This window comes from Flavobacterium sp. CG_9.10 (genome assembly GCF_015752245.1).
Taxonomy (GTDB): domain Bacteria; phylum Bacteroidota; class Bacteroidia; order Flavobacteriales; family Flavobacteriaceae; genus Flavobacterium.
On the sequence record NZ_JADOVD010000003.1, the window covers coordinates 186,859 to 211,966 of the forward strand.

A 25,108-nucleotide genomic window follows, 5' to 3' on the forward strand; every position below is an offset into this window, starting at 1 on the left:
TTAAGCTACTGCCTTTCTATTTTTACCACTTTTCATTAAACCGTCATAATGTTTGTTTAACAAGTATGAATTGATTTGTTGAATTGTATCTATGGCAACACCAACCATAATTATTAATGAAGTACCTCCAAAAAACATTGCCCAAGATTGTTGAACATCCATAAGACTTACAACAATTGCTGGGAACACAGCTATCAAAGCAAGAAATAAAGAACCTGGAAAAGTTATCAAAGACATCACCTTGTCAAGATAATCAGAAGTTTCAACTCCAGGTCTAACCCCAGGAATAAAACCACCACTTCTCTTTAAATCATCAGACATTTTGTTAGTAGGAACTGTAATTGCAGTATAAAAGAAGGTAAATACAACTATTAAAGTTGCAAAAACTACATTATACCATAATCCAAACATATTACTAAAAGCGCCAACAATTGATTGTGATGCATCTGATTTTGATAAACCTGCCACAGCAGCAGGAATAAACATAATTGCCTGAGCAAATATAATAGGCATAACACCAGAAGCGTTAAGCTTCAATGGAATCCATTGTCTATTTCCACCCATTAAATCTTGTTCGTAATCTCCCGATGTTGTACGACGAGCATACTGAACAGGTATTCTTCTAACTGCCATTACTAGTAATACACAAGCAATAATAACTAAAAGCCAAATAATAATTTCAATAACCAATAGCATTGGTCCACCGTTATTATTAGTTACTCTAGTTGTAAATTCTTGCATAAAAGCTTGTGGAAACCTAGCTAGAATACCAACCATAATCAACAATGATATTCCGTTTCCGATACCTTTATCAGTAATTTTTTCTCCCAACCACATGGCAAATATTGTCCCTGTTACTAAGATTACTACTGATGAAAATAAGAATTCAAATGAATTAAATCCTAACAAAAAAGCACTACTTGGTAAGGTTTGGTACAAATTATAAATGTAAGTTGGACCTTGAACTAAAGTAATACCTATCGTTAACCAACGGGTTATTTGATTAATCTTTTTTCTGCCACTTTCTCCATCACTTTGAAGCTTTTGTAAATATGGAATCGCAATTCCCATTAACTGAACAACAATAGACGCAGAAATATATGGCATTATTCCTAAAGCAAAAACTGAAGCTTTAGAAAAAGCACCTCCGGTAAACATATCTAAAATAGATCCGATACCATTTTTGGTTTGACCAGCTAAACTGTTTAATTGAGTTGCATCAATTCCAGGAAGTGTAACGTGTGCTCCAAAACGATAAACTAAAAGAAGTCCTAAGGTGATTAGGATTCTATTTTTTAGTTCCTCGATTTTCCAAACATTACTTATTGATTCTATAATTTTCTTCATATTAATTGAAAAATTACATCGTTACAGCTTCTCCACCAGCAGCTTCAATAGCAGCTTTTGCAGTAGCAGTAAATTTGTGAGCGGTTACTTTTAATTTTGCAGTCAATTCACCTCTACCTAAAATCTTAACGATTTCATTTTTGGTAGCCAAACGATTAGCAACATATACTGTCATATCAACAGTATCTTTAATAACACCATTGTCAACTAAAAGTTGCAGTGTATCAAGATTAACACCTTCGTAATCTTTACGATTGATGTTTGTAAAACCAAACTTAGGTACACGTCTTTGAAGTGGCATTTGACCACCTTCAAAACCAATCTTTTTAGAATAACCAGAACGAGATTTAGCTCCTTTGTGACCTCTTGCAGAGGTACCACCTTTTCCAGAACCTTCACCTCTACCTAATCTTTTATTTTGATTGTGAGTAGAACCTTCAGCAGGTTGTAAATTACTTAAATTCATAACAGTATTTGTTATTTAGTTTCTTCAACAGAAACTAAGTGTTTAACTTTATTTATCATCCCAAGGATTGTAGGATTTGAATCATGCTCTACAACTTGTCCCATTTTACGTAGACCTAAAGCTTCCAAACCTCTTTTTTGAGTAAGAGGACAATTGATTTTGCTTCTTACTTGTTTTACTAATAATTTAGCCATAATTTCCTTGAATTAACCTTTAAAAACTTTTTCTAAAGAAACACCTCTTTGTTTTGCAACAGTATAAGCGCTTCTCATTTGTAATAAAGCATCAAAAGTTGCTTTAACTACGTTGTGAGGATTTGAAGATCCTTGAGATTTAGATAATACATCATGAATACCTACTGATTCAAGAACTGAACGAACAGCTCCACCAGCAATAACTCCTGTACCATGAGAGGCAGGAATTAAAAATACACGTGCACCACCAAATTTACCTTTTTGTTCGTGAGGAACTGATTTTCCATTCAAAGGAATTTTAACTAAATTTTTCTTAGCATCTTCTACTGCTTTCGCAATTGCTTCAGAAACGTCTTTAGATTTTCCTAATCCATGTCCAACCACTCCATTTTCATCACCTACAACTACAATAGCAGAAAAACCAAAAGCTCTACCACCCTTTGTAACCTTAGTAACACGATTTACACTTACCAAACGATCTTTTAATTCAAGACCACTTGGTTTTACTAACTCTACATTCTTGTATTTACTATTAGACATACTATATTAGAATTTAAGTCCAGCCGCTCTTGCGCCTTCCGCTAATGATTTAATACGACCGTGATATAAATAACCTCCTCTATCGAAAGTTACCACGTCTATCCCAGCTTTCAAAGCTTTTTCAGCAACTAGTTTTCCAACCGCTGTAGCAACTTCAATGTTCGTACCGTTACCTATTTCTTTTTCTCTTGAAGAAGCCGCCAATATAGTAACTCCGTTTACGTCATCAATAAGTTGCGCGTAAATTTCTTTGTTACTTCTAAATACAGAAAGTCTTGGATTAGTAGCAGTACCACTAATTGTTTTTCTAATTCTGAATCTAATTCGTTGTCTTCTTTCAGGTTTTGTTAATGACATAATCTTATTTTTTAAGCTGATTTACCTGCTTTTCTTCTTAATACTTCACCCACAAATTTAACACCTTTTCCTTTGTACGGCTCAGGCTTACGGAAACCTCTGATTTTCGCAGCTACCTGACCTAAAAGTTGTTTGTCAAATGATGTTAATTTAACGATAGGGTTCTTACCTTTTTCAGATATAGTTTCTAAAGTTACTTCTGGAGCAATTTGTAAAACTATATTGTGAGAATAACCAAGCGCTAAATCTAATTTTTGTCCTTGATTCGAAGCTCTATAACCAACTCCTACCAATTCTAATGACTTAGTAAAACCATCCGTCACACCGATAATCATGTTATTGATTAAAGATCTGTACAAACCATGTTTTGCTCTTTGGTCTTTGTGATCAGACGATCTGTCTACTTGAACAATACCGTCTTCAACTGTTACAGTTACGTCCGAAAACTCCTGTGTAAGTTGACCATTTTTTCCTTTTACTGTAATAATACCGTCTTTAACTTCTACAGTTACTCCAGCAGGGACTACAATTGGATTTTTACCTATTCTTGACATCTTATAAGTCTTTTAATTAGTATACGTAACAAATTACTTCACCACCTACATTTAATTGCTTAGCTTGTTTTCCTGTCATCAAACCTTTAGATGTAGAAACAATAGCAATCCCTAATCCATTAAGGATTCTTGGAATGGAAGAAGAACCTGAATACTTACGTAAACCTGGTTTACTAATTCTTTGGATATCTTTAATTACTGACTCTTTAGTATCTTTATCATACTTCAAAGCAATTTTGATTGAACCCTGAACAGCGTTGTCTTCAAATTTGTAACTTAAGATATAACCTTGATCAAATAAGATCTTTGTTATTTCTTTTTTTAGATTAGATGCAGGAATTTCAACAACTTTATGGTTTGCGGCCACAGCGTTACGAACTCTTGTCAAATAATCGGCAATAGGATCTGTATACATTTGTATTAATTTACGGTTTTGGTTTTCTTTAAGACTATCTTATTGAACCTTAAACCAATTTATAAATATTAATGATACAGACATAACTATGTTAAGTCTGTATCAGTACGTAATAAATTACGTCTTACCAAGATGCTTTTTTAACACCAGGTATCAATCCGTTATTTGCCATTTCACGAAATGTAACACGTGAAAGACCGAATTGACGCATATACCCTCTTGGTCTACCTGTTAATTTGCAACGATTGTGCAAACGAACTGGCGAAGCATTTTTTGGTAACTTTTGCAAACCTACGAAATCTCCAGCTTCTAACAAAGCTTTTCTTTTCTCAGCATACTTAGCTACTGTTTTTTCTCTCTTAACCTCGCGGGCTTTCATTGATTCTTTAGCCATGTCTTAATTCTTTTTAAAAGGTAATCCTAATTCTGTCAATAGAGACTTTGCTTCTTTATCTGTTTTCGCAGTAGTTACAAAAGAGATATCCATTCCTGATATTTTGTTTACTTTGTCAATATCAATTTCTGGGAAAATGATTTGCTCCAAAACACCAAGGTTATAATTTCCTCTTCCGTCAAAACCAGTAGCTTTAATACCACTGAAATCTCTTACACGTGGCAAAGCTGAAGTGATAAGTCTATCTAAAAACTCATACATTCTTTCTCCACGTAAAGTAACTTTTGCTCCAATAGGCATCCCTTTTCTCAATTTGAAAGACGCAACGTCTTTCTTTGAAATAGTAGATATTGCTTTCTGTCCAGTGATCTTTGTTAACTCATCAACTGCATAGTCGATTAATTTTTTATCAGATACAGCTGCACCAACTCCTTTACTTAAAACGATTTTGTCCAATTTTGGAACTTGCATTACGTTTACGTATCCGAATTCCTCTTTAAGAGCAGCGATTACTCTGCTCTTATATTCTTCTTTTAGTCTAGGTATATACGCCATTACTATAGTACTTGATTAGATTTTTTTGAAAATCTTACTTTCTTATCTCCTTCTACTCTAATACCAACTCTAGTTGTCTCCTTTGTTTTAGGATCAATTAAAGAGATGTTAGATATTTGTATAGAAGCTTCTTTCTTTACGATACCACCTTGAGGGCTTTTTGCACTAGGTTTCGTATGTTTTGAAACCATGTTTACACCTTCAACAATCGCTTTGTTTTTCTCTTTGTACACACGTAATACTTTACCTTCAGCACCTTTATGGTCTCCAGCAATTACTCTTACGATGTCACCTGATTTTATTTTTAGCTTTATCATCTTAAAACGAATTAAAGCACTTCTGGTGCTAATGATACAATTTTCATGAATTGTTTTTCACGAAGTTCTCTTGCTACTGGACCAAAAACACGAGTTCCTCTCATTTCTCCTGCAGCATTCAAAAGAACACATGCATTGTCATCGAAACGGATATAAGAACCATCGGCTCTTCTCACTTCTTTTTTGGTACGTACAACAACTGCAGTTGAAACAGCTCCTTTTTTAACGCTTCCGTTAGGGGCTGTATCTTTGATAGAAACTACAATCTTGTCACCAACAGAGGCATACCTTCTTTTGGTACCTCCTAAAACACGGATAGTTAAAACTTCTTTAGCTCCTGTGTTATCTGCTACTTTTAGTCTTGATTCTTGTTGTACCATAATTATTTAGCTCTTTCTAAGATTTCAACTAACCTCCAACATTTAGTTTTACTTAAAGGACGCGTTTCGCTAATCCTTACCGTATCTCCAATGTTACAGTCGTTCATTTCGTCGTGTGCGTGATACTTTTTAGTTTTCAACACGAACTTACCGTATAATGGGTGTTTTACTTTACGCACTTCAGCAACAACAATAGATTTATCCATTTTGTCAGAAGTAACAACACCAACTCTTTCTTTTCTTAAATTTCTTTTTTCTTCCATCTTTCAGCAGACTACAGTTATTGTAACTCTCTTTTAGTAAGTTCTGTAGCTAATCTAGCAACCGCTCTTCTCACACTTCTAATTTGAAGTGGGTTTTCAATTGGCGAAATAGCGTGAGCCATTTTTAGATCAGCATATGTTTTCTTAGTCTGGCTAAGCTTTTCTTGCAACTCTGCTGCAGAAAGATCTTTTATTTCTGATTGTTTCATAATATAATATAGATTATGCTTCGAAATCTCTAGCAACAACGAACTTCGTTTTTACTGGAAGCTTTTGAGCTGCAAGACGTAACGCCTCTTTTGCAACTGACAAAGGTACTCCTCCAACTTCAAACATAATTCTTCCGGGTTTAACAACAGCAGCCCAATATTCAACGGCTCCTTTACCTTTACCCATACGTACCTCAAGAGGTTTCTTAGTAATTGGTTTGTCTGGAAATATTTTGATCCATAATTGTCCTTCTCTTTTCATAAAACGAGTTGCAGCAATACGCGCAGCTTCGATTTGACGAGAGGTTAAGAACATTCCATCTTCATGTACAGATTTAATACCAAACATTCCATTAGAAAGTTCATGCCCTCTTTGAGAGTTTCCTTTCATTTTACCTTTTTGTACCTTTCGGTATTTTGTTCTTTTAGGCTGTAACATTTTTCTTTAGTTTAAAAATTTACTTTCTTTTACGAGCGTCTGGTTTTCCACCTTTGTTAAAAGGCTTTCTATCTCCTCTTGGAGAATCGCCACCTTTACCTCCACCAGTACCAGATTGTTTTTTGTCCATTCCAGCAAGCGGAGAAAGATCTCTCTTTCCATAAACTTCACCTTTCATGATCCACACTTTGATACCCATTCTACCATAAGTAGTATGTGCTTCAGCAAGTGCATAATCAATGTCAGCTCTGAAAGTTGATAGAGGAACTCTTCCTTCTTTGAAACCTTCTGAACGAGCCATCTCCGCACCATTCAAACGACCAGAAATCAAAACTTTGATACCTTCTGCGTTCATACGCATAGAGGCAGCAATAGCCATTTTGATTGCACGTCTGTAAGAAATTCTGCTTTCGATTTGACGACAGATGCTTGTAGCAACTAGATACGCGTCAAGTTCAGGTCTTTTGATTTCAAAGATGTTGATTTGAACCTCTTTGTCAGTAATTTTCTTAAGTTCTTCTTTTAACTTGTCTACCTCTTGGCCACCTTTTCCGATAATGATACCAGGTCTAGCAGTAGTGATAGTAACGGTTACAAGTTTCAAAGTTCTCTCGATGATTACTTTTGATACACTAGCTTTTGATAAACGAGCATGGATATACTTTCTGATTTTGTGATCTTCGGCAAGTTTATCACCATAATCATTTCCACCATACCAGTTTGAGTCCCATCCTCTGATGATACCAAGTCTATTTCCAATTGGATTTGTCTTTTGTCCCATCTTGTATTAAATTGCTTGTGTGTTATTAATAGATCCTAACACGATTGTTACGTGATTAGAACGCTTTCTAATTCTGTGTGCACGACCCTGTGGAGCTGGACGAAGTCTTTTCAACATCATTCCACCATCAACCGTAATCGTTTTAACAAATAACCCAGCTTCTTCCATATTAGCGTCAGGGTTTTTTGCTTGCCAGTTGGCAATTACAGATAAAACCAATTTTTCTAATTTTCTTGAAGCCTCTTTAGAACTGAATCTTAAGATGTTAAGTGCTCTCTCTACCTTCTGACCTCTTACCAAGTCCGCTACTAAGCGCATTTTTCTAGGTGAAGTAGGGCAGTTATTCAATTTTGCGAAAGCTATAGACTTATTAGCCTCTTTTCTCGCATCTGCTGTTTCTCTTTTACGAACTCCCATTGCTTCTTATTTTTTACCTTTATTTTTTGCTCCAGCATGACCTCTAAAAGATCTAGTTGGTGAAAATTCTCCTAATTTGTGACCTACCATGTTTTCTGTTACGTAAACTGGTACAAATTGACGACCGTTATGAACTGCGATAGTTTGCCCAACAAAGTCTGGAGTAATCATGGAAGCTCTAGACCATGTCTTGATAACTCCCTTACCACCTTTTTCAATGTTTTCTTGAACTTTCTTGTCTAACTTATAATGAACGAAAGGTCCTTTTTTTAATGAACGTGCCATATCTTATTATTTCTTTCTACGTTCTACGATATACTTGTTACTCGGGTTTTTCTTAGAACGAGTTCTATAACCTTTAGCTGGTATTCCATTTCTTGAACGTGGATGTCCACCAGAAGAACGTCCTTCACCACCACCCATTGGGTGATCGACAGGGTTCATTGCAACAGGTCTTGTTCTAGGTCTTCTTCCTAACCATCTTGTTCTACCTGCTTTACCAGATACAACTAATTGGTGGTCTGAATTAGAAACCGCTCCAATTGTAGCCGAACAAGTCAACAAGATTAATCTTGTTTCCCCAGAAGGCATTTTAATTGTTGCATATTTTCCATCTCTTGCCATCAATTGAGCAAATGTTCCAGCAGAACGAGCGATTACAGCCCCTTGTCCTGGTCTCAATTCGATACAAGAAATTACAGTTCCAAGTGGAACTCTACTTAAAGGTAATGTATTTCCAATTTCAGGTTGAGAATCAGGACCAGAAACTAATTTCTGACCTACTTTCAATCCGTTTTGAGCAATAACATAAGTTTTCTCACCATCAGCATAAGCTAATAAAGCGATAAACGCAGTACGATTTGGATCATATTCGATCGATTTCACTGTAGCTGGAATTCCTTCTTTTGTACGTTTGAAATCAATAATACGATATCTCTGCTTGTGACCACCACCCGTATAACGCATGGTCATCTTTCCTTGACTATTTCTACCACCAGAGTTTTTTATCGGCGCTATCAAAGAGCGTTCCGGCTTATCAGTTGTAATGGCGTCATAACCATTCACAACTCTAAATCGCTGACCTGGGGTAATAGGTTTTAATTTTCTTACTGACATTTTATCTTAGATATTGTTGTAAAAATCAATTGTTTCTCCTTCTTGTACTTGAACAATTGCTTTCTTAATTGCATTCGTCTTTCCACTGATTAAACCACTTTTAGTGTATTTTGTAGTTCTATCCGGTCTTACGTTCATCGTGTTAACACTCAAAATCGTTACTCCATAAGCAGCTTCAACAGCTTTCTTAATTTGTACTTTATTTGCTTTTTTGTCAACAACGAATCCGAAGCGGTTTAAAACTTCACTTTCTTTGGTTACTTTTTCCGTTACTATAGGCTTAATTATGATGCTCATATCCTATTATTTACTTAAATTTTCTTCAATTATCTCTAAAGAACTCTCTAAAAGCACTAAATTATTAGCGTTTAAGATAGCGTAAGTGCTTAATTCTAAGCTACTTACCACACTAGAACCCTTTAAATTGCGTGAGGACAAATATACATTTTTATTGGTATCACCCAACACAAATAGAGATTTTTTATTTTCTAACTCTAAAGCTTTCAAAACATTAATGAAATTTTTAGTGTTTGGCGTTTCAAAATTAAAGTCTTCAAGTACAATTATGTTTGATTCTTTTGCTTTAATTGAGAAAGCAGATTTTCTAGCCAAACGTTTCAAGCTTTTATTCAATTTGAATGAATAACTTCTTGGTCTTGGTCCGAAAACTGTTCCACCACCTTTAAACAATGGATTCTTTGCACTACCCGCACGAGCAGTACCAGTTCCTTTTTGTTTTTTAATCTTACGCGTACTTCCCGCAACTTCAGCTCTTTCTTTTGCTTTGTGCGTTCCTTGTCTTTGATTAGCAAGATATTGCTTAACATCAAGGTATACTGCGTGATTGTTTGGTTCTATACCGAATACTGAATCAGAAAGTTGAACTTTTCTTCCAGTATCTTTTCCGTTGAAATCTAATACTTTTGCTTCCATTACTTCTGAATGATTACATAAGAGTTGTTACATCCAGGAACACATCCTTTAATAACAAGTAGGTTCTTTTCAGCCACTACTTTTAAAACTCTAAGGTTTTGAACTTTTACATTGTCTCCTCCCATTCTTCCAGCCATACGCATTCCTTTGAATACTCTAGATGGATAAGAAGAAGCTCCTACAGAACCTGGCGCTCTTAAACGGTTGTGTTGACCGTGAGTTGCTTGACCAACACCACCAAAACCGTGACGTTTTACAACCCCTTGAAAACCTTTACCTTTAGATACACCTTGTACATCTACAAATTCTCCTTCTTCAAAAATAGAAACATCTATAAGATCTCCTAAATTTTGTTCAGTTGCGAAATCTCGGAATTCAACGACTTTTTTCTTAGCTACAGTTCCCGCTTTTTTAAAGTGACCTAAAGCCGCTTTTGTGGAATGTTTCTCGTTTTTGTCATCGAAACCAAGTTGCAACGCTTCGTACCCGTCAACACCTTTGGTTCTGACTTGGGTAACAACGCATGGTCCAGCTTCGATTACTGTACAAGGAATATTCTTCCCGTTCTCGTCGAAAATGCTAGTCATGCCGATTTTTCTACCAATTAACCCAGACATAATTATTAATTATTAATTATTAAATATAAATATAGAACACAACATTTAAGCGAATCCTATTTTTTAAGAGGTGCAAATGTATAACATTTATTCCATTAATCTTAAAAAATAATTTTCGCTTAAATAAAGTGCCCTTTTCTTACTAGTAAGCTACTTAAACTTTGATCTCTACTTCAACTCCGCTAGGCAATTCAAGTTTCATCAAGGCATCAATAGTTTTAGATGATGATGAGTAAATGTCAATTAATCTCTTGTATGACATTACTTCAAATTGCTCTCTCGCTTTTTTGTTAACGTGTGGAGAACGTAGTACAGTGAAAAGTTTTTTATGAGTTGGTAATGGAATTGGTCCTGTTACTACTGCACCGGTACTCTTAACCGTTTTTACAATCTTTTCAGCAGACTTGTCTACCAACATGTGATCGTAAGATTTTAGTTTTATTCTGATTTTTTGACTCATTTTCTTAAAGATTAAGCGTTTCCTTTTGCTTTTTTGATTACTGCTTCTGAAATATTAGCAGGAGTTTCAGCGTAATGTGAAAATTCCATTGTAGATGTTGCTCTACCTGATGAAAGTGTTCTTAACGTTGTAACGTATCCAAACATTTCAGATAATGGCACATCAGCTTTAATGGTTTTAGCACCTGCTCTGTCACCCATGTCATTCACCTGACCTCTACGACGGTTGATATCACCTACGATATCTCCCATGTTTTCTTCTGGTGTAATAACTTCCATTTTCATGATTGGCTCAAGAATAACAGCTCCGGCAGCTTTAGCAACTTCTCTATACCCCATTCTCGCTGCTAACTCAAAAGATAGCGCATCAGAATCGACAGGGTGAAAAGATCCGTCTGTTAAAGTTACTTTCAAACTGTCTACTTGGTAACCTGCCAATGGACCGGTTTTCATAGCTTCTCTGAAACCTTTTTCTACAGAAGGAATATATTCTTTAGGAACGTTACCACCTTTTACAGCGTTAACAAATTGTAATCCTTTTGGAACTTTTCCTTCAACTTCATCTGCTGGTTCTAATTTAAATACGATATCACCGAATTTACCACGACCACCTGATTGTTTTTTGTATGTTTCTCTATGAACTGCACTTCTTGTGAAAGCTTCTTTGTATTCAACTTGAGGCTCACCTTGGTTTACTTCAACTTTAAATTCACGTTTCATACGATCTACCAAGATATCTAAGTGAAGCTCACCCATACCTGATATAATCGTTTGACCCGAAGCTTCATCTGTTCTAACAGTAAATGTTGGATCTTCTTCAGCTAATTTAGCCAAAGCCATACCCATTTTATCAACGTCAGCTTTAGTTTTAGGCTCAATTGCAATACCAATTACCGGTGCAGGGAATTTCATTGACTCAAGAATAATTGGGTGTTTTTCATCACACAAAGTATCTCCAGTTTTAATGTCTTTAAATCCTACAGCCGCTCCAATATCACCTGCTTCGATATAATCGATTGGGTTTTGTTTGTTCGCATGCATTTGATATATACGTGAGATTCTTTCTTTATTTCCTGAACGTGTGTTCAAAACATAAGAACCAGCATCTAAACGCCCAGAATAAGCACGGAAGAAAGCTAAACGACCTACGAATGGGTCAGTAGCAATTTTAAATGCTAAAGCAGCAAAAGGCTCTTTAACATCCGGCTTACGCAATATTTTAACTTGATCTTCTTCTAATAAATCAGCATCATCAGGATGAATCCCTTCAATACCTTCTTTATCCATTGGAGACGGCAAATATTTACAAACCGCATCTAACATGAATTGAACTCCTTTATTTTTAAAGGAAGATCCAGCAATCATAGGGATGATAGCCATATCCATAGTAGCAGCTCTTAAAGCTATATTGATTTCTTCCTCAGTAATAGAGTCTTCATCTTCCATAAACTTTTCTAACAAAGTCTCATCATAATCAGCTACCGCTTCAATAAGAATCGATCTGTATTCTTTCACTTCTGCAATCATGTCTTCAGGAATAGGCACAATATCATATGTAGCACCAAGTCCTTCTTCATGCCATACAATAGCTTGATTTTTCACTAAATCCACAACACCTTTGAAATCATTTTCTTCACCAATTGGCAAAGTGATTGCAACAGCATTAGATTTTAACATGTCTCTAACTTGCTGACATACCATCAAAAAGTTAGACCCTTGTCTGTCCATTTTGTTAACAAATCCAATACGCGGAACTCTATATTGATCAGCCAATCTCCAGTTAGTTTCTGATTGTGGCTCAACACCATCAACAGCACTAAATAAGAAAACCAAACCATCAAGTACACGTAAAGAACGATTCACTTCAACTGTAAAGTCAACGTGTCCCGGGGTATCGATAATGTTAAAGTGATAAGGCAATGTTTCTGGTAAAACTTTACCTTGTTCAGTTGGAAAATTCCATTCACAAGTTGTAGCAGCAGATGTAATTGTAATACCTCTTTCTTGCTCTTGTGCCATCCAGTCCATAGTTGCAGCACCATCGTGTACTTCACCTATTTTGTGTGATTTTCCAGTATAGAATAATATACGCTCAGTTGTTGTTGTTTTACCAGCATCAATGTGTGCAGCTATTCCAATGTTTCTTGTATATTTTAAATCTCTAGCCATTTCTTATGAATTAAAATCTAAAGTGAGAGAATGCTTTATTAGCTTCTGCCATTTTGTGAGTATCCATTCTTTTCTTAACAGCAGCACCTTCTTCTTTAGCCGCAGCTAAACATTCTGACGCTAGCCTTTGAGCCATAGATTTTTCGTTTCTTCTTCTAGAATAAAGTATTAACCACTTCATTGCCATAGAAATCTTTCTGTCTGGACGAATTTGCATCGGAATTTGGAACGTAGCTCCACCTACTCTACGACTACGTACTTCTACGTGAGGCATAACGTTAGTTAAAGCATCTTTCCATATTTCTAATGATGGTTTCTCCGCATCTTGCTTTTTAGACTCAATGATGTCAATTGCATCATAAAATACTTTAAACGCTGTCGATTTTTTTCCATCCCACATTAAGTTGTTCACAAAACGTGTTACCAGTTGGTCATTAAACCTTGGATCTGGTAAAAGTGGTCTTTTCTTTGCCGCTCTTTTTCTCATGTCTTTTTTTTAATAAAATGCCATACTTATTTACCCGCAACGAATCACGTCTCCACAAGAATAACTTTTTAAATTACTTTTTTGCTTCTTTTGGGCGTTTAGCACCATACTTAGATCTTCTTTGCGTTCTTCCTGCTACTCCTGACGTATCAAGTGCACCACGAACGATGTGATATCTAACTCCTGGTAAATCTTTTACCCTTCCACCCCTAACTAATACTATCGAGTGCTCTTGTAAATTGTGTCCTTCACCAGGGATGTAGGCATTTACTTCATTACCATTTGTCAAACGTACACGCGCTACTTTACGCATTGCAGAGTTTGGTTTTTTTGGTGTTGTAGTGTAAACACGCGTACAAACCCCTCTTCTTTGAGGACAAGAATCTAAAGCAACCGATTTACTCTTCTTAGTTATCTGAGTTCTTCCTGTTCTTACTAATTGTTGAATTGTTGGCATAATTAATACTAAAAATTTATTATGTATATTTAATTCCCGCTTTTTACGGGGTTGCAAATGTAAGAAATATTTTTTACTCTACAAACCTTAACCCATTAATTTTCAACAAGATTATTTTACAGTTTGATTTTTACTACAAACAAAAGATATTTGCATTACTTTTATTAAAACATATTTTCATTTGAAACATCTTGCTATTTTTTTTGTGCTTTTTAATTTTGCTCTGACTTGTTCTGCGCAAAATTTTAAATTAAATATCATAGGAACTTCTGATTCTGAAACAAAAACAATAGACTCTTTACATTACACTTCTGCACAAACAAACCTAAAGCTCTTGCAGGACGAAATCAATCGAGTATCTGAAAAACTATCAAAAACAGGATATATCGAAAACAAAATACTTGACAATATAAATACTAAGGACTCCAGTTATACTGCAAAAATTAGTTTAGGAAAAAGAGTGAAATTTATACATATATATATAGGTACAAATGCAGAATTAAAAAAATTAATTACAACTAACACAAAATCAGACACAATCGTGATTCCATATAACGAAACAGAAGATTTTTTGAATAATACAATCCACCAATTAGAACAAAAAGGATTTTCTTTAGCAAATATAAAACTCAATAACATACGAAATATAAACACAATACTTTTTGCAGATTTGATTTTAGAAACAAACAAACAGAGAACCTTAAACGCTATTATAATTAAAACTTCTGAAAATAAAAACAAAATCAATTTCCCAAAAGGACATTTAGAACAAATCAACAAAAAATACCACGATAAAACCTTCAACCAAGAAATGTTAAAACAAATTCATGATGATTTTGACAACTTTGGATTTGTAACTCAAATAAAATATCCTGAAATTTTATTTACCAAAGACTCTACTAAAGTCTATTTATATCTTGAGAAAAAAAAATCAAACACTTTTGATGGTTTCGTAGGTTTTTCAAACAATGAAAACAAAAAAATAGCTTTTACCGGTTATTTGGATGTAACCTTAGAAAATACCTTACATGCTGGAGAACAATTTTCTATCTATTGGAAAAGCGACGGCAACAAACAAAAAACCTTTAGAGCCAACCTTGAACTACCCTATATATTCAAAACGCCACTTGCACTGAAAGCAAATATTAATATTTTTAAACAAGACAGCACCTATCAAAACACAAAAACCGCAATTGATCTGGGATATTACATTAACTATAATTCAAGATTATACATAGGCTACGAAGCTACGGAATCAAGCGATATTCAAAATAGTAATAACCAATTCTTAGGTGATTACAACAATTCCTTTTTTACTTCAAATTTTACTTATTCTAAAACTGATAAAAACAGCTTAACTTTTAACAAAAAGTCAACTTTTTCCCTAGGCGTTGGACTAGGAAAAAGAAATCGAAACAACTCATCCAATTTACTTGACACAAACAAACAATTTTATATCAGTTTTCAAGCCATGCATAATTTTCATCTAAACCAAAAAAACAACATCAACATAACGACTCAAAATTATTATTTGCATAGCGAAAATTACATATTAAACGAACTATTTCGTTTCGGAGGCTTAAATTCTATAAGAGGATTTGATGAAAATAGTCTGCAAGCCAATTTTTTAACATCAATATTAACAGAGTACAGACATACACTGTCTCCTAGTTTATACATTCACTCGATCCTAGATTACGGTATGTATACAGATAAAACCATTATAAACGAAAAAAAGCAAAAAGAGAATTTATTCAGCATTGGCGCAGGATTAGGCTTACAAACAAAAAACGGTTGGCTAAAAATAGCGCTGGCTAACGGGATTGCAAAAAATCAAAACTTCAAATTTTATAACACTATTGTTCACATCTGTTATAATGTAAAATTTTAGTCACAAAAATAAATTTTTTCATTTATTAGGAAAGTTAACAAATTATTAAGATTTTTGTCGCATAACTAATTCAATATAATTTAATATGAGATCAAAATTCAAATGGATTTTTACGCTATTAGTAGTGTTAACAATGCAGCTTTCATTTGCACAAGAGAAAACTGTTACAGGGGTAGTTTCCGATGCTACAGGACCATTACCAGGTGCCAATGTTCTTATTCAAGGAACAACAAGGGGTGTACAAACTGATTTTGACGGAAAGTATTCTATCAAAGCAAAAACGGGAGATGTTTTAGTATTCTCTTTCATCGGTATGGCCGAGTCTAGAGCTACAGTTGGAGCTTCAAATTCTATCAATATTAAACTACAAGACAGTAGTGTAAAATTAGAAGAAGTTTTAATTACTGGAGCAATGGGTATTAAAAAGAGAAAAGACGCACAAACGTCTACTCAACAAGTAGTTAAAGCAAAAGAACTTACTCAAGCCTCTAGTCCTAACGTTATACAAGCACTTGCTGGTAAAGTTTCAGGATTACAAATTAACACTGCAAGCAATGGCGCTAACCCTAATACAAAAATTGTATTAAGAGGAAATCGCTCACTTACAGGAAGTAATCAAGCTTTAATAGTAATTGACAATGCAATTTCATCTGCGTCTATCTTAGCACTGTTACCACCAGAGGTGATTGAAAGTGTCAATGTTATTAAAGGACAACAAGGTTCCGCACTTTATGGAGAACAAGGTTCAAATGGAGTAATTGTTGTTACTACTAAAAAAGGAACACAAAATTCAAAAATGACAGTTAGCCTAACTTCTTCTGTTGATTTTCAAACAGTTTCTTTTTTACCAGAAAGACAAACCAAATACGGACAAGGATGGGCATACGGATACGATTTTAAATTTCCAAATGCTACAGATCCAAGAAACAATAGCGTTCAATTTTCTCCTTATGAAAATGGAGCATGGGGTCCTGCGTTTAATAATCCTGCTTTCGCTGGTACTATCGTTCCGGTTGGTTTACCACAAGCGGACGGACATTTTCTTACTACAGAATGGAAATCTTTAGGTTCTGATAACATTCGTGATTTCTTTAGAACAGGTACTATTTTACAAAATGGTATAACAATCAATGGCGGTAATGAGGACGGTTATTCTTTATTAAGTGTAAACAGACAAACTACTGACTTCGTAGTTCAAGGAGACGGTTTGAAACGTAACAGCTTTTTATTCAAAGGCGGTAAAAAAATGGGTAATTTCACAATTGATGCAAACATCAATTACATAAACCAGTCTGTTACACAAACTGACAGTGATCTATTTGATGATTTACTACAAACAGCTACTAATGTACCTATCGCCGAATTTAAAAATTCAGGGCATCAAGGTAACTACTCTGTTTATGCTAGAAACCCATATCAAGTAATAAAACAAGTCCGCAATGATGATGGAAGTGACGTATTTAATGGTATTGCAGCCTTAAATTATCAATTCAACAAAAACATCTCTGTTAATTACACCAGCAATGTACAATTGCGTTACACACAATCAACCTCTCACGATGATGGATTTGACAATCTTGGTATAGACTATGATTTTTCTCCGTATTCAGATTTCGGTGATACAGCTTCTTCATATGAAGCTTTGGGAGGAACACCACAAACATCTTCATACTTTGTAAGTCAATCGTTTGGGAGAAAATTCTATGGTGATTTAATCTTCAATTTTAATTATGATCTTACTGAAGATTTGAATTTAAAATTTAATGTTGGAAACAACATGCAAGACAACTTTACAAGAGTTTCAACTCAAGGGGGTACAAATTTAGATACTCCAGGTTACTACCATGTAAACAACGTTTTAAGTCCATCCAATCCATCTACTTTAGCAAATGGAATCACTAGAAGAAGAAGTATATCTGGTTTTGGTAACTTAGATTTAGATTATAAAGGATATTTGTTTTTAAATGCTACTGCGCGTTACGACAAATCTTCTACTGTTGCTGATGGAGTTTTCTATCCTTCAGTAGGTGTTTCATTTGTTCCAACAAGAGCATTTGAAAACTTAAAAGGTGATGTATTAAATTATGTGAAGTTATCAGCAAGTTTTACTAAACTAGGAAATACTACATCAGTTAACCCTTATGCGACTAATGCAACAGGCGTTTCAGCTGCTGGTTTCCCTTTTGGTGATTTAGTTGGTTTTGGCTTTAACCAAGCACCTACCTCTGCTAATATCAAACCAGAATTTTATACTACAAAAGAAGCCGGTGTTAATTTAGGTTTCTTTGGTGACAGAGTTACACTTGATGGTACTTATTATATTACGGACACGAGTGACTTAATAACAAGAGCTACCGCTTCAACTCCTTCTGGATTTGTTAATTCATTACAAAATGTTGGAGATTTACAAAACAAAGGATATGAAATAGATTTAGGTCTTAATCCATTCCGTAATGCTAATGGCTTTAATTGGAATATAAAAGCTAACTATTCTTCTTACAAAACTGTAGTTAAAGCATTATCTAACGGAGTAAACTCCGTGAACTTACAATCAAACACTTTCATTGGTGTTTTTGCAGAAGTAGGAGAAGAATTTCCTTTAATTAAAGGTACTGCTTACGAAAGAGATCCACAAGGACATATTATTGTTAATTCTAATGGTGTACCATTAAAAACAACTGATTTCAAAAAATTAGGTAAATCTACACCTGATTACATTATCGGTTTTTCTAACACATTTAGCTACAAAGGATTATCATTAACTGCAGTTGCTGATTACCGCGCAGGACACAGTATTTATTCTGAAGCCTATGCTACAATGGCATTCGCAGGATACACTTTAGAGTCAGCTTCTCAACCTAGAGAAACAGGTTATATTGTTCCAAATTCAGTACAACAGACTACACCTGGAGTATTTACAACTAATGCTACACCTACTTTTAACACAACTTATGGTGGTGGAACATACAGAGGTGCTTTGGATTATTTTTCAGGTCAATATAACAGAACTGGAGAAGCTATGCTTTTAGATGCATCTGCTGTTAAAATCAAAGAATTATCATTATCATATGATTTACCTTCTAAACTTTTGAAAAACACTGGACTTACTTCTTTCAAATTTGGTGTTAACGCACGTGATCCTTTTATCTTTTTCATAAATAACGGTAATGGTATTAAAAACCAAGGATATACTGATCCTGAAGCTTCAAACACTACAGGAAATGGTTTAGGTATATCTAACGTTGGTCAATATCCTACAACTAAAACTTATGGAGCAAGTATAAACTTAACATTCTAATACATAAATAAAATGAAAAAAATAAAATTTATATTGCCGATTCTTGCCTTAGTCATGTATTCGTGCAATGATTATTTAGATGTCAACACAGACCCTAACCGTCTGTCTGAAAGTCAATTAAATCCGGCGAAATTAATGCCCGCATCGCAGGTTGGTTCGTATAGAGTACAAGCTACTTCGATGAATCAATTAGGTAACGTTTTTATGAACACGTGGGCAAGTAATGTACAATCGTACACAGGAGGTTATAGTAAAGAATTTCAATTAACTATTGACAACTCTTTTTACAATCCAATTTGGAATAATCTATATTTGAATCTAAATAACATTCAAAAAATTATTGACTACCCCAATACTTCTGGAAAGTACAATTATTCAGTTGCTGCTGCAAAAATAATGAAAGCTCATTACATGCAGTACATAGTTGACCTTTACGGTAATGCGCCTTTCACTGGAGCGTTTAAAGGATTTGAAAACTTAACTCCAGCTTATAATGACGATCAATTTATTTACCGTCAGTTATTGACTGGTTTAGATGAAGCACGTGCTTTAATTGCAAAATCAGATCCTTCTGTATCGGAAGACATTGCTGGCTTTGATGTTATGCTACACGGTGACATGAATCGTTGGGTACAATTTGCAAATACTATTGAATTAAGAATGTTATTGAGAATGTCAAATAACACTGGTGCTATTGCAACTTACAGAAATGCAAGATTAACTAAATTAGCCTCAGCTTCATTGATATCTAGTTCAGTTACTATAAATCCTGGTTATTCTGATTCTAATGATGATCAATTGAATCCAACTTATGGAGTTTTCTTCTTTGATTCTGCGCTTAATTCACTAGCTAACCGCACTTTCATAACGGAGTCAGGTCACATATACAAAGCATTAAATGCTGCCTCAGTTTACACAACAACAGGAGCGCCAGAAATAATTGCTGGTTCAGGTATATTCTACCCAAATGTTGCGGATCCAAGAAGAACAAGACTTTTTGGTAATGGTGCTGGTCAAACTTATCAAAGAGCGGTTACCCAAGGAAGTAATGTAGTTGATATATTCCCTACTACTGGTGCCGCTGGTTTACCGGCAAGACTAGGAACTGGATTGTTAAATCCTGAAAATGCAATTGTTGCTTCCGCAACTTCAGATTATGCATCTAGTAATGGTTATGTAATGACATTACAAGAAGCTTATTTCTTGCGAGCTGAAGCTGCGTTACGTTACCCAACTTTATTTACAGGAGCCTCTGCAAACTTTGATTTAGGAGTTCAAGCTTCATTTAAATATTTAACTTCTACAGTAGGTACTTATTTGACAACTGTAAATGCTACAAAACCAAATTTTGGATTTAATGTAGCTAACACTTTTGCTCAAAATTTACATGCAATTATGTATCAAAAATGGATTGGTTTAGCTGGAATTCATGGTATTGAATCATTTATTGATTACAACCGTACGGGTTATCCTTTAACTCCATTAGCTACAACAGCTACTGAAAAAAGAAAACCTAGAAGTTTAATTTATCCAATTTCTGAGTACATTGCTAATGCAGCAAATGTTCCAGTGCTAACAGCAGCACAAATATTTGCTGATTCAGATCCTTCTAATCCATTCTGGAGATCAGGAGATCCTGCTTTAGGAAACTAACATAATAATAATTCCAAGAAAAAGGACCGCCAGCAATGGCGGTCCTTTTTTATTTCAATCCTAGTCTAAATTGAAAAAACTACCGAGGATTATTAGAAAACAAAACCAGAATATTTAATCTAAAGGAAATAAGGCATTGCTGCAGTTTTGTTTTATAAGTTCCCATATAATTACGGTTGAATTGTATCACCAAAGGATGGAAAGTTGCACAAAAAAAATCTTCTCTTTCCAATTTCATAGTATAAAGTTTGTTACACGAAAAATTATAAGGCCAACTACTATCTACTTAAAGCTTCAATTTATCTTATTGATCAGTTGAAAAATACGCCGATTTAGCTTCACTATGTTTACATATATTCCTTCTGCAATTTCAATGATAAACCTACCAGTCTAAAACGCATATATAACGCTACAACACTTATGATTGTCCACATATATACTTTATAAGAATGAGCAGACTAACATTGAGTTATAATATTTCAATTTAACACCTCTTTTTGGGTAGCTTAATTATTATAATAAAAATAATTAATTTTTTTTAACTAAGGCAAAAACTCCCTCCCCCACTTAATATTATACTTTCTTGACAGCTTCACTTTAGGGTCAAGTTCAAAATCATATGTTTTAATGTTTTTTGAGCAATTAGAAATGGTTTGATTTTTCCATTTTTCCTAAGAAATACACTTTGACTTAACAGGTCATAATCCCATATTTACCCAATGCTTTTGCAAGGGATTGTATACATTCGCTTATTTTCTTAGAATACTACTTTCGGTGAAATACTGTAACCCATATCGGTCCCTATTATATCAATCAAATCTCGTATAATCATAATCAGTTTGAATCGCGTATTTGCAGGACGTAATATCCCATGGAAAACTTAAAATCGAGAAAATTAACAAATAAAAAACATCTCTTGTATTAAAAATAAATTAGCGAATTAAGTATTTCTAGATTTTCAATTTAAAAAAAAATTAAGCATTTTAAAAATATTTAATACCGTTGTGATATCTATATAGCTAGAATTATTAAATCAAGGATACTGTTAAATTTCAACATCCTCGTAAAATAAGAGTTTCATTTATTAGGAAAGTTAACAAATTATTAAGATTTTTGTCGCACTAATTCAAAATATTTAAAAATGAAACTAAAGTTCAATGGATTCTTAGTACTATTAGTAGTACTTGTGGCGCAACTAACTTTTGCGCAAGAAAGAGCCGTTTCAGGAACTGTTTCCGATAATGCAGGATTGCCTTTACCAGGTGTGAGTGTATTAGTAAAGGGAACTAAATCTGGGACACAAACTGATTTTGACGGAAAATATTCTATCAAAGCTTCACCAAGTCAAGTCTTGATTTTTACCTACATAGGCATGAAATCTCGCGAAGTAATGGCAACATCTTCAACTGTGAATGTGAAATTAGAAAGTGGAGCGTTAGAACTTGAAGGAGTTGTAGTAACAGCTTTAGGAATTAAAAGAGAAAAAAAATCTCTAGGTTATGCTACTCAAGAAGTTAAAGCAGAAGACTTAAATTCAGGTGCAGGAAGTGGAAATTTCATTAATGAACTTTCAGGAAAAGTAGCAGGTGTTAACATCAAAAGAAACAACAACTTTGGTGGTTCATCTAGTATTGTATCTAGAGGGGTTAAAAGTTTAACTGGTAGTAATGAGATGCTTATTGTTATTGACGGAATGCCAATCAACAACTCTAATGCAACTGGTGGTACAGGAAATCAAACCGGAGGAGCAGGAGGAACTTACGATTACGGTAATAATGCAATGGATATCAATCCTGAAGACATCGAAAGTGTAAATATATTAAAAGGAGCAGCAGCTTCTGCATTATATGGTTACTTAGGTGGTAATGGTGTTGTAATGATTACAACTAAAAAAGGTAGAGCAAAAAAAGGATTAGGGATAACAGTTTCTTCTGAATTTGTTGGAAGCACTATTGACAAATCTACATTTGTAAAATATCAAGATAAATATGGAGCTGGATACGGTCCATATTATGAAGATGCTTCTGGATATTTCTTAGAAAGAGATGTAAATGGAGACGGTATTCCTGATTTGGTTGTTCCTACATCAGAAGATGCTTCTTATGGAGCTGCGTTCGATCCAAAAATAATGGTGTACAATTGGAACGCATTTACACCTTGGTCAGACAGTTTCGGAAAAGCTACACCATGGGTAGCGGCTAAGAATGATCCAACAACTTTCTTTCAAACAGGTACTTCATTTAACAACTCTGTTTCGTTAGAAGATGGAAATGACACTACAAATTTTGTTTTGAATTATACTAATTCAAAACAAACAGGAATTCTTCCAAACAGTGATATGAAGAAAAATAGCTTCAGTGCTAAAATTAATCACAAATTTTCTGATAAATTATCAGCTAGTGTTTTCGCTAACTACAATGCTCAAAGCACTATAGGTAGAAACTCAACTGGATATAATGAAAATATCATGTCGAATTTCCGTCAGTGGTGGCAAACAAACGTAGACGTTCAAGAATTGAAACAAGTTTACGAAAGATCAGGTGGACAAAATATCAACTGGAACTTTACTGATCCAAGTGACTTAACTCAAATTTACTGGGATAACCCGTATTTCATCAGATATAAAAATTACCAATCTGATGAAAGAAACCGTTTTATCGGTTATTCTAAATTGGATTATAAAATTGCTGACTGGTTAACTGCTACAGCAAAAATATCTACTGATTCCTATAGTGAATTACGCGAAGAAAGAAGAGCTACAGGATCTATCGCTGGTCTTTTTGGAATAAACCGATTAGACGAAACTTCTGGATACCAAAAATACCAAAGATCTTTTTCTGAACAAAATTATGATTTCATCTTGACATTCAAAAAAGACATTTCTGAAAGCATTAGTTTTAATGGTGTTGCTGGAGGTACAGCAGTAAGAACTAGAATTATTTCTACTTTAAATTCTACACAAGGTGGACTTATAGTACCAAACTTATTCAGTTTATCAAATTCTGTTCAAACTGTTCCTTTCCCATTAGAGCAAGAAGCTAACATAGGAGTTAACAGTTACTACGGTTCAGCATCTTTAGGATTTAAAGATTTCTTTTTCTTAGATGCGACTGCAAGAAGAGACGCTTTTTCTAGCTTACCAGTTGGAAAAAATGCAATTTGGAGTTACTCTGCTTCTGGAAGTTATGTTTTCACTAACCATATTAACCAACCATGGTTAAGTTTTGGTAAGATTAGAGCAGGTTATTCTGAAAGCCCATTGGGTACTCCAGGACTTTCTTTGGTAGATACTTATGTTAAGAATGACCCTTTTGGTTCAAATCAACAATATTCAGTTGCTGGTACTAAAAACAATCCAAACTTAGAAGCGGTTAAAACTAACACTCAAGAAATTGGTTTAGAAATGCAATTTTTAAACAGAAGAGTAGGATTTGAAGTAAGTGCTTACAAAAACGTAAATAACGGAGAAGCTTTCCAAGTTCCTTTTTCTACCGCTACTGGTAACAGTGCAAGATATATTAATGCTGCAACTGTAGAAAATAGAGGTATTGAGGTTCAACTTAACGTTACACCTTTCAAAACAAAAGATTTCGCATGGGATATTTTTGTAAACTGGTCTAAAAACAAAAATGAAGTTACTAAGTTAGCTCCAGGAATTGAAAACTTAAGATTAAACTCATTTCAAGGTGGTGTAACTTTAAATGCTTCACTAGGAGAACCTTATGGAGTACTTAAAGGAACTGATTTTACTTATTTAAATGGGGAAAGAATAGTTGGCGCTAACGGTAGATACGTAATTAACGCCACTGCAAATAATGTAATTGGTGATGTAAATCCTGATTGGTTAGGTGGTATCCGTAACAAATTTACTTATAAAAATATATCTTTTGGATTCTTAATTGACATGAAAAAAGGTGGAGATATTTTCTCTCTTGACCAATCTTATGGTTTAGCTACTGGTTTATATGATGTTACTGCAGGTAATAATGAATTGGGTAACCCAATTAGAAATACAATCGCCAATGGTGGTGGTGTAATCTTACCAGGTGTTACCGCTGCCGGTGCTCCTAATACTGTAAGAACGCCTTCTCCAAATCAATACGGTAACGTATCAGGATATAGAAGAGCACCAAATAAAGCTTTCGTTTACGATGCATCTTTCATTAAGTTAAGAGAAGTAAACATTACTTATTCTTTACCAAGTACTTTCGTTTCAAGAATGAAACTTCAAGAAATGAAGTTTAGCGTAGTAGGTTCAAATTTATGGATAATAGATAAAAACCTTCCATACGCTGACCCAGAAAGTGGATTAAGTGCTAGTGCTTCATCTGCAGGATATTCAGTAGGTTCTTTACCAACAACAAGAAATGTTGGTGTTAACGTAACATTTAAATTTTAAA

Annotated in this window: 29 protein-coding genes; 4 read left to right on the forward strand and 25 right to left on the reverse strand. The window is 34.5% G+C overall.

The genetic code is table 11. From position 1 onward, the window contains the following. The 25 genes from secY to rpsL all read right to left on the reverse strand — a co-directional run bounded on the left by secY (nucleotide 1) and on the right by rpsL (nucleotide 13,866). On the reverse strand, nucleotides 1-1,347 hold the full coding sequence (gene secY / locus IWX84_RS03760) for a preprotein translocase subunit SecY (protein ID WP_196849428.1): 1,347 nt from the start codon (nucleotides 1,345-1,347) through the stop codon (nucleotides 1-3). A 13-nt stretch (nucleotides 1,348-1,360) separates the two neighbouring features. Beyond that, the gene (rplO, locus tag IWX84_RS03765; protein WP_066081007.1) at nucleotides 1,361-1,813 is read right to left on the reverse strand and encodes a 50S ribosomal protein L15; all 453 of its coding nucleotides are present in this window, start codon (nucleotides 1,811-1,813) and stop codon (nucleotides 1,361-1,363) included. 11 nt (nucleotides 1,814-1,824) lie between these two features. Continuing rightward, complete coding sequence (gene rpmD / locus IWX84_RS03770) at nucleotides 1,825-2,007, reverse strand: 50S ribosomal protein L30 (protein WP_035668100.1); 183 nt, start codon at nucleotides 2,005-2,007, stop codon at nucleotides 1,825-1,827. 12 nt (nucleotides 2,008-2,019) lie between these two features. Further along, nucleotides 2,020-2,547, reverse strand: a complete 528-nt coding sequence (rpsE, locus tag IWX84_RS03775; protein ID WP_073210380.1) for a 30S ribosomal protein S5 — start codon at nucleotides 2,545-2,547, stop codon at nucleotides 2,020-2,022. A 6-nt stretch (nucleotides 2,548-2,553) separates the two neighbouring features. Continuing rightward, complete coding sequence (gene rplR / locus IWX84_RS03780) at nucleotides 2,554-2,904, reverse strand: 50S ribosomal protein L18 (protein ID WP_113636694.1); 351 nt, start codon at nucleotides 2,902-2,904, stop codon at nucleotides 2,554-2,556. A gap of 11 nt (nucleotides 2,905-2,915) precedes the next feature. After that, entirely contained in the window at nucleotides 2,916-3,458 is a 543-nt protein-coding gene (gene rplF / locus IWX84_RS03785) for a 50S ribosomal protein L6 (protein WP_196849429.1), read from the reverse strand. A gap of 16 nt (nucleotides 3,459-3,474) precedes the next feature. Continuing rightward, entirely contained in the window at nucleotides 3,475-3,873 is a 399-nt protein-coding gene (gene rpsH, locus IWX84_RS03790; RefSeq protein ID WP_099713442.1) for a 30S ribosomal protein S8, read from the reverse strand. 124 nt (nucleotides 3,874-3,997) lie between these two features. Continuing rightward, nucleotides 3,998-4,267: a 30S ribosomal protein S14 gene (gene rpsN / locus IWX84_RS03795; protein WP_007136553.1), complete on the reverse strand. Its 270-nt coding sequence runs from the start codon at nucleotides 4,265-4,267 to the stop codon at nucleotides 3,998-4,000. Nucleotides 4,268-4,270: 3 nt separating this feature from the next. Further along, entirely contained in the window at nucleotides 4,271-4,822 is a 552-nt protein-coding gene (gene rplE, locus IWX84_RS03800) for a 50S ribosomal protein L5 (RefSeq protein WP_104000021.1), read from the reverse strand. 2 nt (nucleotides 4,823-4,824) lie between these two features. Further along, nucleotides 4,825-5,139, reverse strand: a complete 315-nt coding sequence (gene rplX / locus IWX84_RS03805; RefSeq protein ID WP_188049962.1) for a 50S ribosomal protein L24 — start codon at nucleotides 5,137-5,139, stop codon at nucleotides 4,825-4,827. A gap of 11 nt (nucleotides 5,140-5,150) precedes the next feature. Continuing rightward, entirely contained in the window at nucleotides 5,151-5,519 is a 369-nt protein-coding gene (gene rplN, locus IWX84_RS03810; RefSeq protein ID WP_026717863.1) for a 50S ribosomal protein L14, read from the reverse strand. A gap of 2 nt (nucleotides 5,520-5,521) precedes the next feature. After that, the gene (gene rpsQ, locus IWX84_RS03815; protein ID WP_066081027.1) at nucleotides 5,522-5,782 is read right to left on the reverse strand and encodes a 30S ribosomal protein S17; all 261 of its coding nucleotides are present in this window, start codon (nucleotides 5,780-5,782) and stop codon (nucleotides 5,522-5,524) included. A gap of 17 nt (nucleotides 5,783-5,799) precedes the next feature. Further along, the gene (rpmC, locus tag IWX84_RS03820; RefSeq protein WP_196849430.1) at nucleotides 5,800-5,991 is read right to left on the reverse strand and encodes a 50S ribosomal protein L29; all 192 of its coding nucleotides are present in this window, start codon (nucleotides 5,989-5,991) and stop codon (nucleotides 5,800-5,802) included. Between the two features lie 13 nt (nucleotides 5,992-6,004). Further along, complete coding sequence (gene rplP / locus IWX84_RS03825) at nucleotides 6,005-6,430, reverse strand: 50S ribosomal protein L16 (protein WP_007803637.1); 426 nt, start codon at nucleotides 6,428-6,430, stop codon at nucleotides 6,005-6,007. A gap of 19 nt (nucleotides 6,431-6,449) precedes the next feature. After that, nucleotides 6,450-7,211 carry a 30S ribosomal protein S3 gene (gene rpsC / locus IWX84_RS03830; RefSeq protein WP_073210367.1) on the reverse strand — a complete coding sequence of 254 codons (762 nt, stop codon included), beginning with the start codon at nucleotides 7,209-7,211 and terminating at the stop codon, nucleotides 6,450-6,452. A gap of 6 nt (nucleotides 7,212-7,217) precedes the next feature. Next, nucleotides 7,218-7,628: a 50S ribosomal protein L22 gene (gene rplV, locus IWX84_RS03835; RefSeq protein WP_007136561.1), complete on the reverse strand. Its 411-nt coding sequence runs from the start codon at nucleotides 7,626-7,628 to the stop codon at nucleotides 7,218-7,220. A 6-nt stretch (nucleotides 7,629-7,634) separates the two neighbouring features. Beyond that, complete coding sequence (gene rpsS / locus IWX84_RS03840) at nucleotides 7,635-7,913, reverse strand: 30S ribosomal protein S19 (protein WP_196849431.1); 279 nt, start codon at nucleotides 7,911-7,913, stop codon at nucleotides 7,635-7,637. Nucleotides 7,914-7,919: 6 nt separating this feature from the next. Then, the gene (gene rplB, locus IWX84_RS03845; protein ID WP_196849432.1) at nucleotides 7,920-8,744 is read right to left on the reverse strand and encodes a 50S ribosomal protein L2; all 825 of its coding nucleotides are present in this window, start codon (nucleotides 8,742-8,744) and stop codon (nucleotides 7,920-7,922) included. Nucleotides 8,745-8,750: 6 nt separating this feature from the next. Next, nucleotides 8,751-9,041, reverse strand: a complete 291-nt coding sequence (rplW, locus tag IWX84_RS03850; RefSeq protein WP_035668124.1) for a 50S ribosomal protein L23 — start codon at nucleotides 9,039-9,041, stop codon at nucleotides 8,751-8,753. 6 nt (nucleotides 9,042-9,047) lie between these two features. Continuing rightward, entirely contained in the window at nucleotides 9,048-9,677 is a 630-nt protein-coding gene (gene rplD, locus IWX84_RS03855; RefSeq protein WP_035668126.1) for a 50S ribosomal protein L4, read from the reverse strand. Beyond that, nucleotides 9,677-10,294, reverse strand: a complete 618-nt coding sequence (gene rplC / locus IWX84_RS03860; protein ID WP_196849433.1) for a 50S ribosomal protein L3 — start codon at nucleotides 10,292-10,294, stop codon at nucleotides 9,677-9,679. The genes rplD and rplC overlap by 1 nt, the downstream gene beginning before the upstream one ends. A gap of 154 nt (nucleotides 10,295-10,448) precedes the next feature. Next, nucleotides 10,449-10,754 carry a 30S ribosomal protein S10 gene (gene rpsJ, locus IWX84_RS03865; RefSeq protein WP_011963470.1) on the reverse strand — a complete coding sequence of 102 codons (306 nt, stop codon included), beginning with the start codon at nucleotides 10,752-10,754 and terminating at the stop codon, nucleotides 10,449-10,451. Between the two features lie 11 nt (nucleotides 10,755-10,765). Further along, nucleotides 10,766-12,922, reverse strand: a complete 2,157-nt coding sequence (fusA, locus tag IWX84_RS03870) for an elongation factor G (protein WP_196849434.1) — start codon at nucleotides 12,920-12,922, stop codon at nucleotides 10,766-10,768. 10 nt (nucleotides 12,923-12,932) lie between these two features. Continuing rightward, nucleotides 12,933-13,409, reverse strand: coding sequence for a 30S ribosomal protein S7 (rpsG, locus tag IWX84_RS03875; protein WP_035668130.1), 477 nt, complete (start codon nucleotides 13,407-13,409; stop codon nucleotides 12,933-12,935). A gap of 73 nt (nucleotides 13,410-13,482) precedes the next feature. Next, nucleotides 13,483-13,866 (reverse strand): 30S ribosomal protein S12, encoded by a 384-nt coding sequence (rpsL, locus tag IWX84_RS03880; protein ID WP_007136570.1) that lies wholly within the window; start codon nucleotides 13,864-13,866, stop codon nucleotides 13,483-13,485. Between the two features lie 181 nt (nucleotides 13,867-14,047). On the opposite strand from rpsL, the gene IWX84_RS03885 reads away from it, so the two are divergent. The 4 genes from IWX84_RS03885 to IWX84_RS03900 all read left to right on the forward strand — a co-directional run bounded on the left by IWX84_RS03885 (nucleotide 14,048) and on the right by IWX84_RS03900 (nucleotide 25,107). Further along, the gene (locus IWX84_RS03885; protein ID WP_196849435.1) at nucleotides 14,048-15,757 is read left to right on the forward strand and encodes a hypothetical protein; all 1,710 of its coding nucleotides are present in this window, start codon (nucleotides 14,048-14,050) and stop codon (nucleotides 15,755-15,757) included. 85 nt (nucleotides 15,758-15,842) lie between these two features. Then, complete coding sequence (locus IWX84_RS03890) at nucleotides 15,843-19,055, forward strand: SusC/RagA family TonB-linked outer membrane protein (RefSeq protein WP_196849436.1); 3,213 nt, start codon at nucleotides 15,843-15,845, stop codon at nucleotides 19,053-19,055. Between the two features lie 12 nt (nucleotides 19,056-19,067). After that, entirely contained in the window at nucleotides 19,068-20,708 is a 1,641-nt protein-coding gene (locus tag IWX84_RS03895) for a SusD/RagB family nutrient-binding outer membrane lipoprotein (RefSeq protein ID WP_196849437.1), read from the forward strand. A 1,141-nt stretch (nucleotides 20,709-21,849) separates the two neighbouring features. After that, nucleotides 21,850-25,107, forward strand: coding sequence for a SusC/RagA family TonB-linked outer membrane protein (locus IWX84_RS03900; RefSeq protein WP_196849438.1), 3,258 nt, complete (start codon nucleotides 21,850-21,852; stop codon nucleotides 25,105-25,107). The last annotated feature ends 1 nt before the right edge of the window (nucleotide 25,108 follow it).

What these genes read in the sequence shown, in the direction of transcription:
- secY (WP_196849428.1), bottom strand. Translation starts at nt 1,347, where the DNA reads ATGAAGAAAATTATAGAATCAATAAGTAATGTTTGGAAAATCGAGGAA.
- rplO (WP_066081007.1), bottom strand. Translation starts at nt 1,813, where the DNA reads ATGAATTTAAGTAATTTACAACCTGCTGAAGGTTCTACTCACAATCAA.
- rpmD (WP_035668100.1), bottom strand. Translation starts at nt 2,007, where the DNA reads ATGGCTAAATTATTAGTAAAACAAGTAAGAAGCAAAATCAATTGTCCT.
- rpsE (WP_073210380.1), bottom strand. Translation starts at nt 2,547, where the DNA reads ATGTCTAATAGTAAATACAAGAATGTAGAGTTAGTAAAACCAAGTGGT.
- rplR (WP_113636694.1), bottom strand. Translation starts at nt 2,904, where the DNA reads ATGTCATTAACAAAACCTGAAAGAAGACAACGAATTAGATTCAGAATT.
- rplF (WP_196849429.1), bottom strand. Translation starts at nt 3,458, where the DNA reads ATGTCAAGAATAGGTAAAAATCCAATTGTAGTCCCTGCTGGAGTAACT.
- rpsH (WP_099713442.1), bottom strand. Translation starts at nt 3,873, where the DNA reads ATGTATACAGATCCTATTGCCGATTATTTGACAAGAGTTCGTAACGCT.
- rpsN (WP_007136553.1), bottom strand. Translation starts at nt 4,267, where the DNA reads ATGGCTAAAGAATCAATGAAAGCCCGCGAGGTTAAGAGAGAAAAAACA.
- rplE (WP_104000021.1), bottom strand. Translation starts at nt 4,822, where the DNA reads ATGGCGTATATACCTAGACTAAAAGAAGAATATAAGAGCAGAGTAATC.
- rplX (WP_188049962.1), bottom strand. Translation starts at nt 5,139, where the DNA reads ATGATAAAGCTAAAAATAAAATCAGGTGACATCGTAAGAGTAATTGCT.
- rplN (WP_026717863.1), bottom strand. Translation starts at nt 5,519, where the DNA reads ATGGTACAACAAGAATCAAGACTAAAAGTAGCAGATAACACAGGAGCT.
- rpsQ (WP_066081027.1), bottom strand. Translation starts at nt 5,782, where the DNA reads ATGGAAGAAAAAAGAAATTTAAGAAAAGAAAGAGTTGGTGTTGTTACT.
- rpmC (WP_196849430.1), bottom strand. Translation starts at nt 5,991, where the DNA reads ATGAAACAATCAGAAATAAAAGATCTTTCTGCAGCAGAGTTGCAAGAA.
- rplP (WP_007803637.1), bottom strand. Translation starts at nt 6,430, where the DNA reads ATGTTACAGCCTAAAAGAACAAAATACCGAAAGGTACAAAAAGGTAAA.
- rpsC (WP_073210367.1), bottom strand. Translation starts at nt 7,211, where the DNA reads ATGGGACAAAAGACAAATCCAATTGGAAATAGACTTGGTATCATCAGA.
- rplV (WP_007136561.1), bottom strand. Translation starts at nt 7,628, where the DNA reads ATGGGAGTTCGTAAAAGAGAAACAGCAGATGCGAGAAAAGAGGCTAAT.
- rpsS (WP_196849431.1), bottom strand. Translation starts at nt 7,913, where the DNA reads ATGGCACGTTCATTAAAAAAAGGACCTTTCGTTCATTATAAGTTAGAC.
- rplB (WP_196849432.1), bottom strand. Translation starts at nt 8,744, where the DNA reads ATGTCAGTAAGAAAATTAAAACCTATTACCCCAGGTCAGCGATTTAGA.
- rplW (WP_035668124.1), bottom strand. Translation starts at nt 9,041, where the DNA reads ATGAGCATCATAATTAAGCCTATAGTAACGGAAAAAGTAACCAAAGAA.
- rplD (WP_035668126.1), bottom strand. Translation starts at nt 9,677, where the DNA reads ATGGAAGCAAAAGTATTAGATTTCAACGGAAAAGATACTGGAAGAAAA.
- rplC (WP_196849433.1), bottom strand. Translation starts at nt 10,294, where the DNA reads ATGTCTGGGTTAATTGGTAGAAAAATCGGCATGACTAGCATTTTCGAC.
- rpsJ (WP_011963470.1), bottom strand. Translation starts at nt 10,754, where the DNA reads ATGAGTCAAAAAATCAGAATAAAACTAAAATCTTACGATCACATGTTG.
- fusA (WP_196849434.1), bottom strand. Translation starts at nt 12,922, where the DNA reads ATGGCTAGAGATTTAAAATATACAAGAAACATTGGAATAGCTGCACAC.
- rpsG (WP_035668130.1), bottom strand. Translation starts at nt 13,409, where the DNA reads ATGAGAAAAAGAGCGGCAAAGAAAAGACCACTTTTACCAGATCCAAGG.
- rpsL (WP_007136570.1), bottom strand. Translation starts at nt 13,866, where the DNA reads ATGCCAACAATTCAACAATTAGTAAGAACAGGAAGAACTCAGATAACT.
- IWX84_RS03890 (WP_196849436.1), top strand. Translation starts at nt 15,843, where the DNA reads ATGAGATCAAAATTCAAATGGATTTTTACGCTATTAGTAGTGTTAACA.
- IWX84_RS03895 (WP_196849437.1), top strand. Translation starts at nt 19,068, where the DNA reads ATGAAAAAAATAAAATTTATATTGCCGATTCTTGCCTTAGTCATGTAT.
- IWX84_RS03900 (WP_196849438.1), top strand. Translation starts at nt 21,850, where the DNA reads ATGAAACTAAAGTTCAATGGATTCTTAGTACTATTAGTAGTACTTGTG.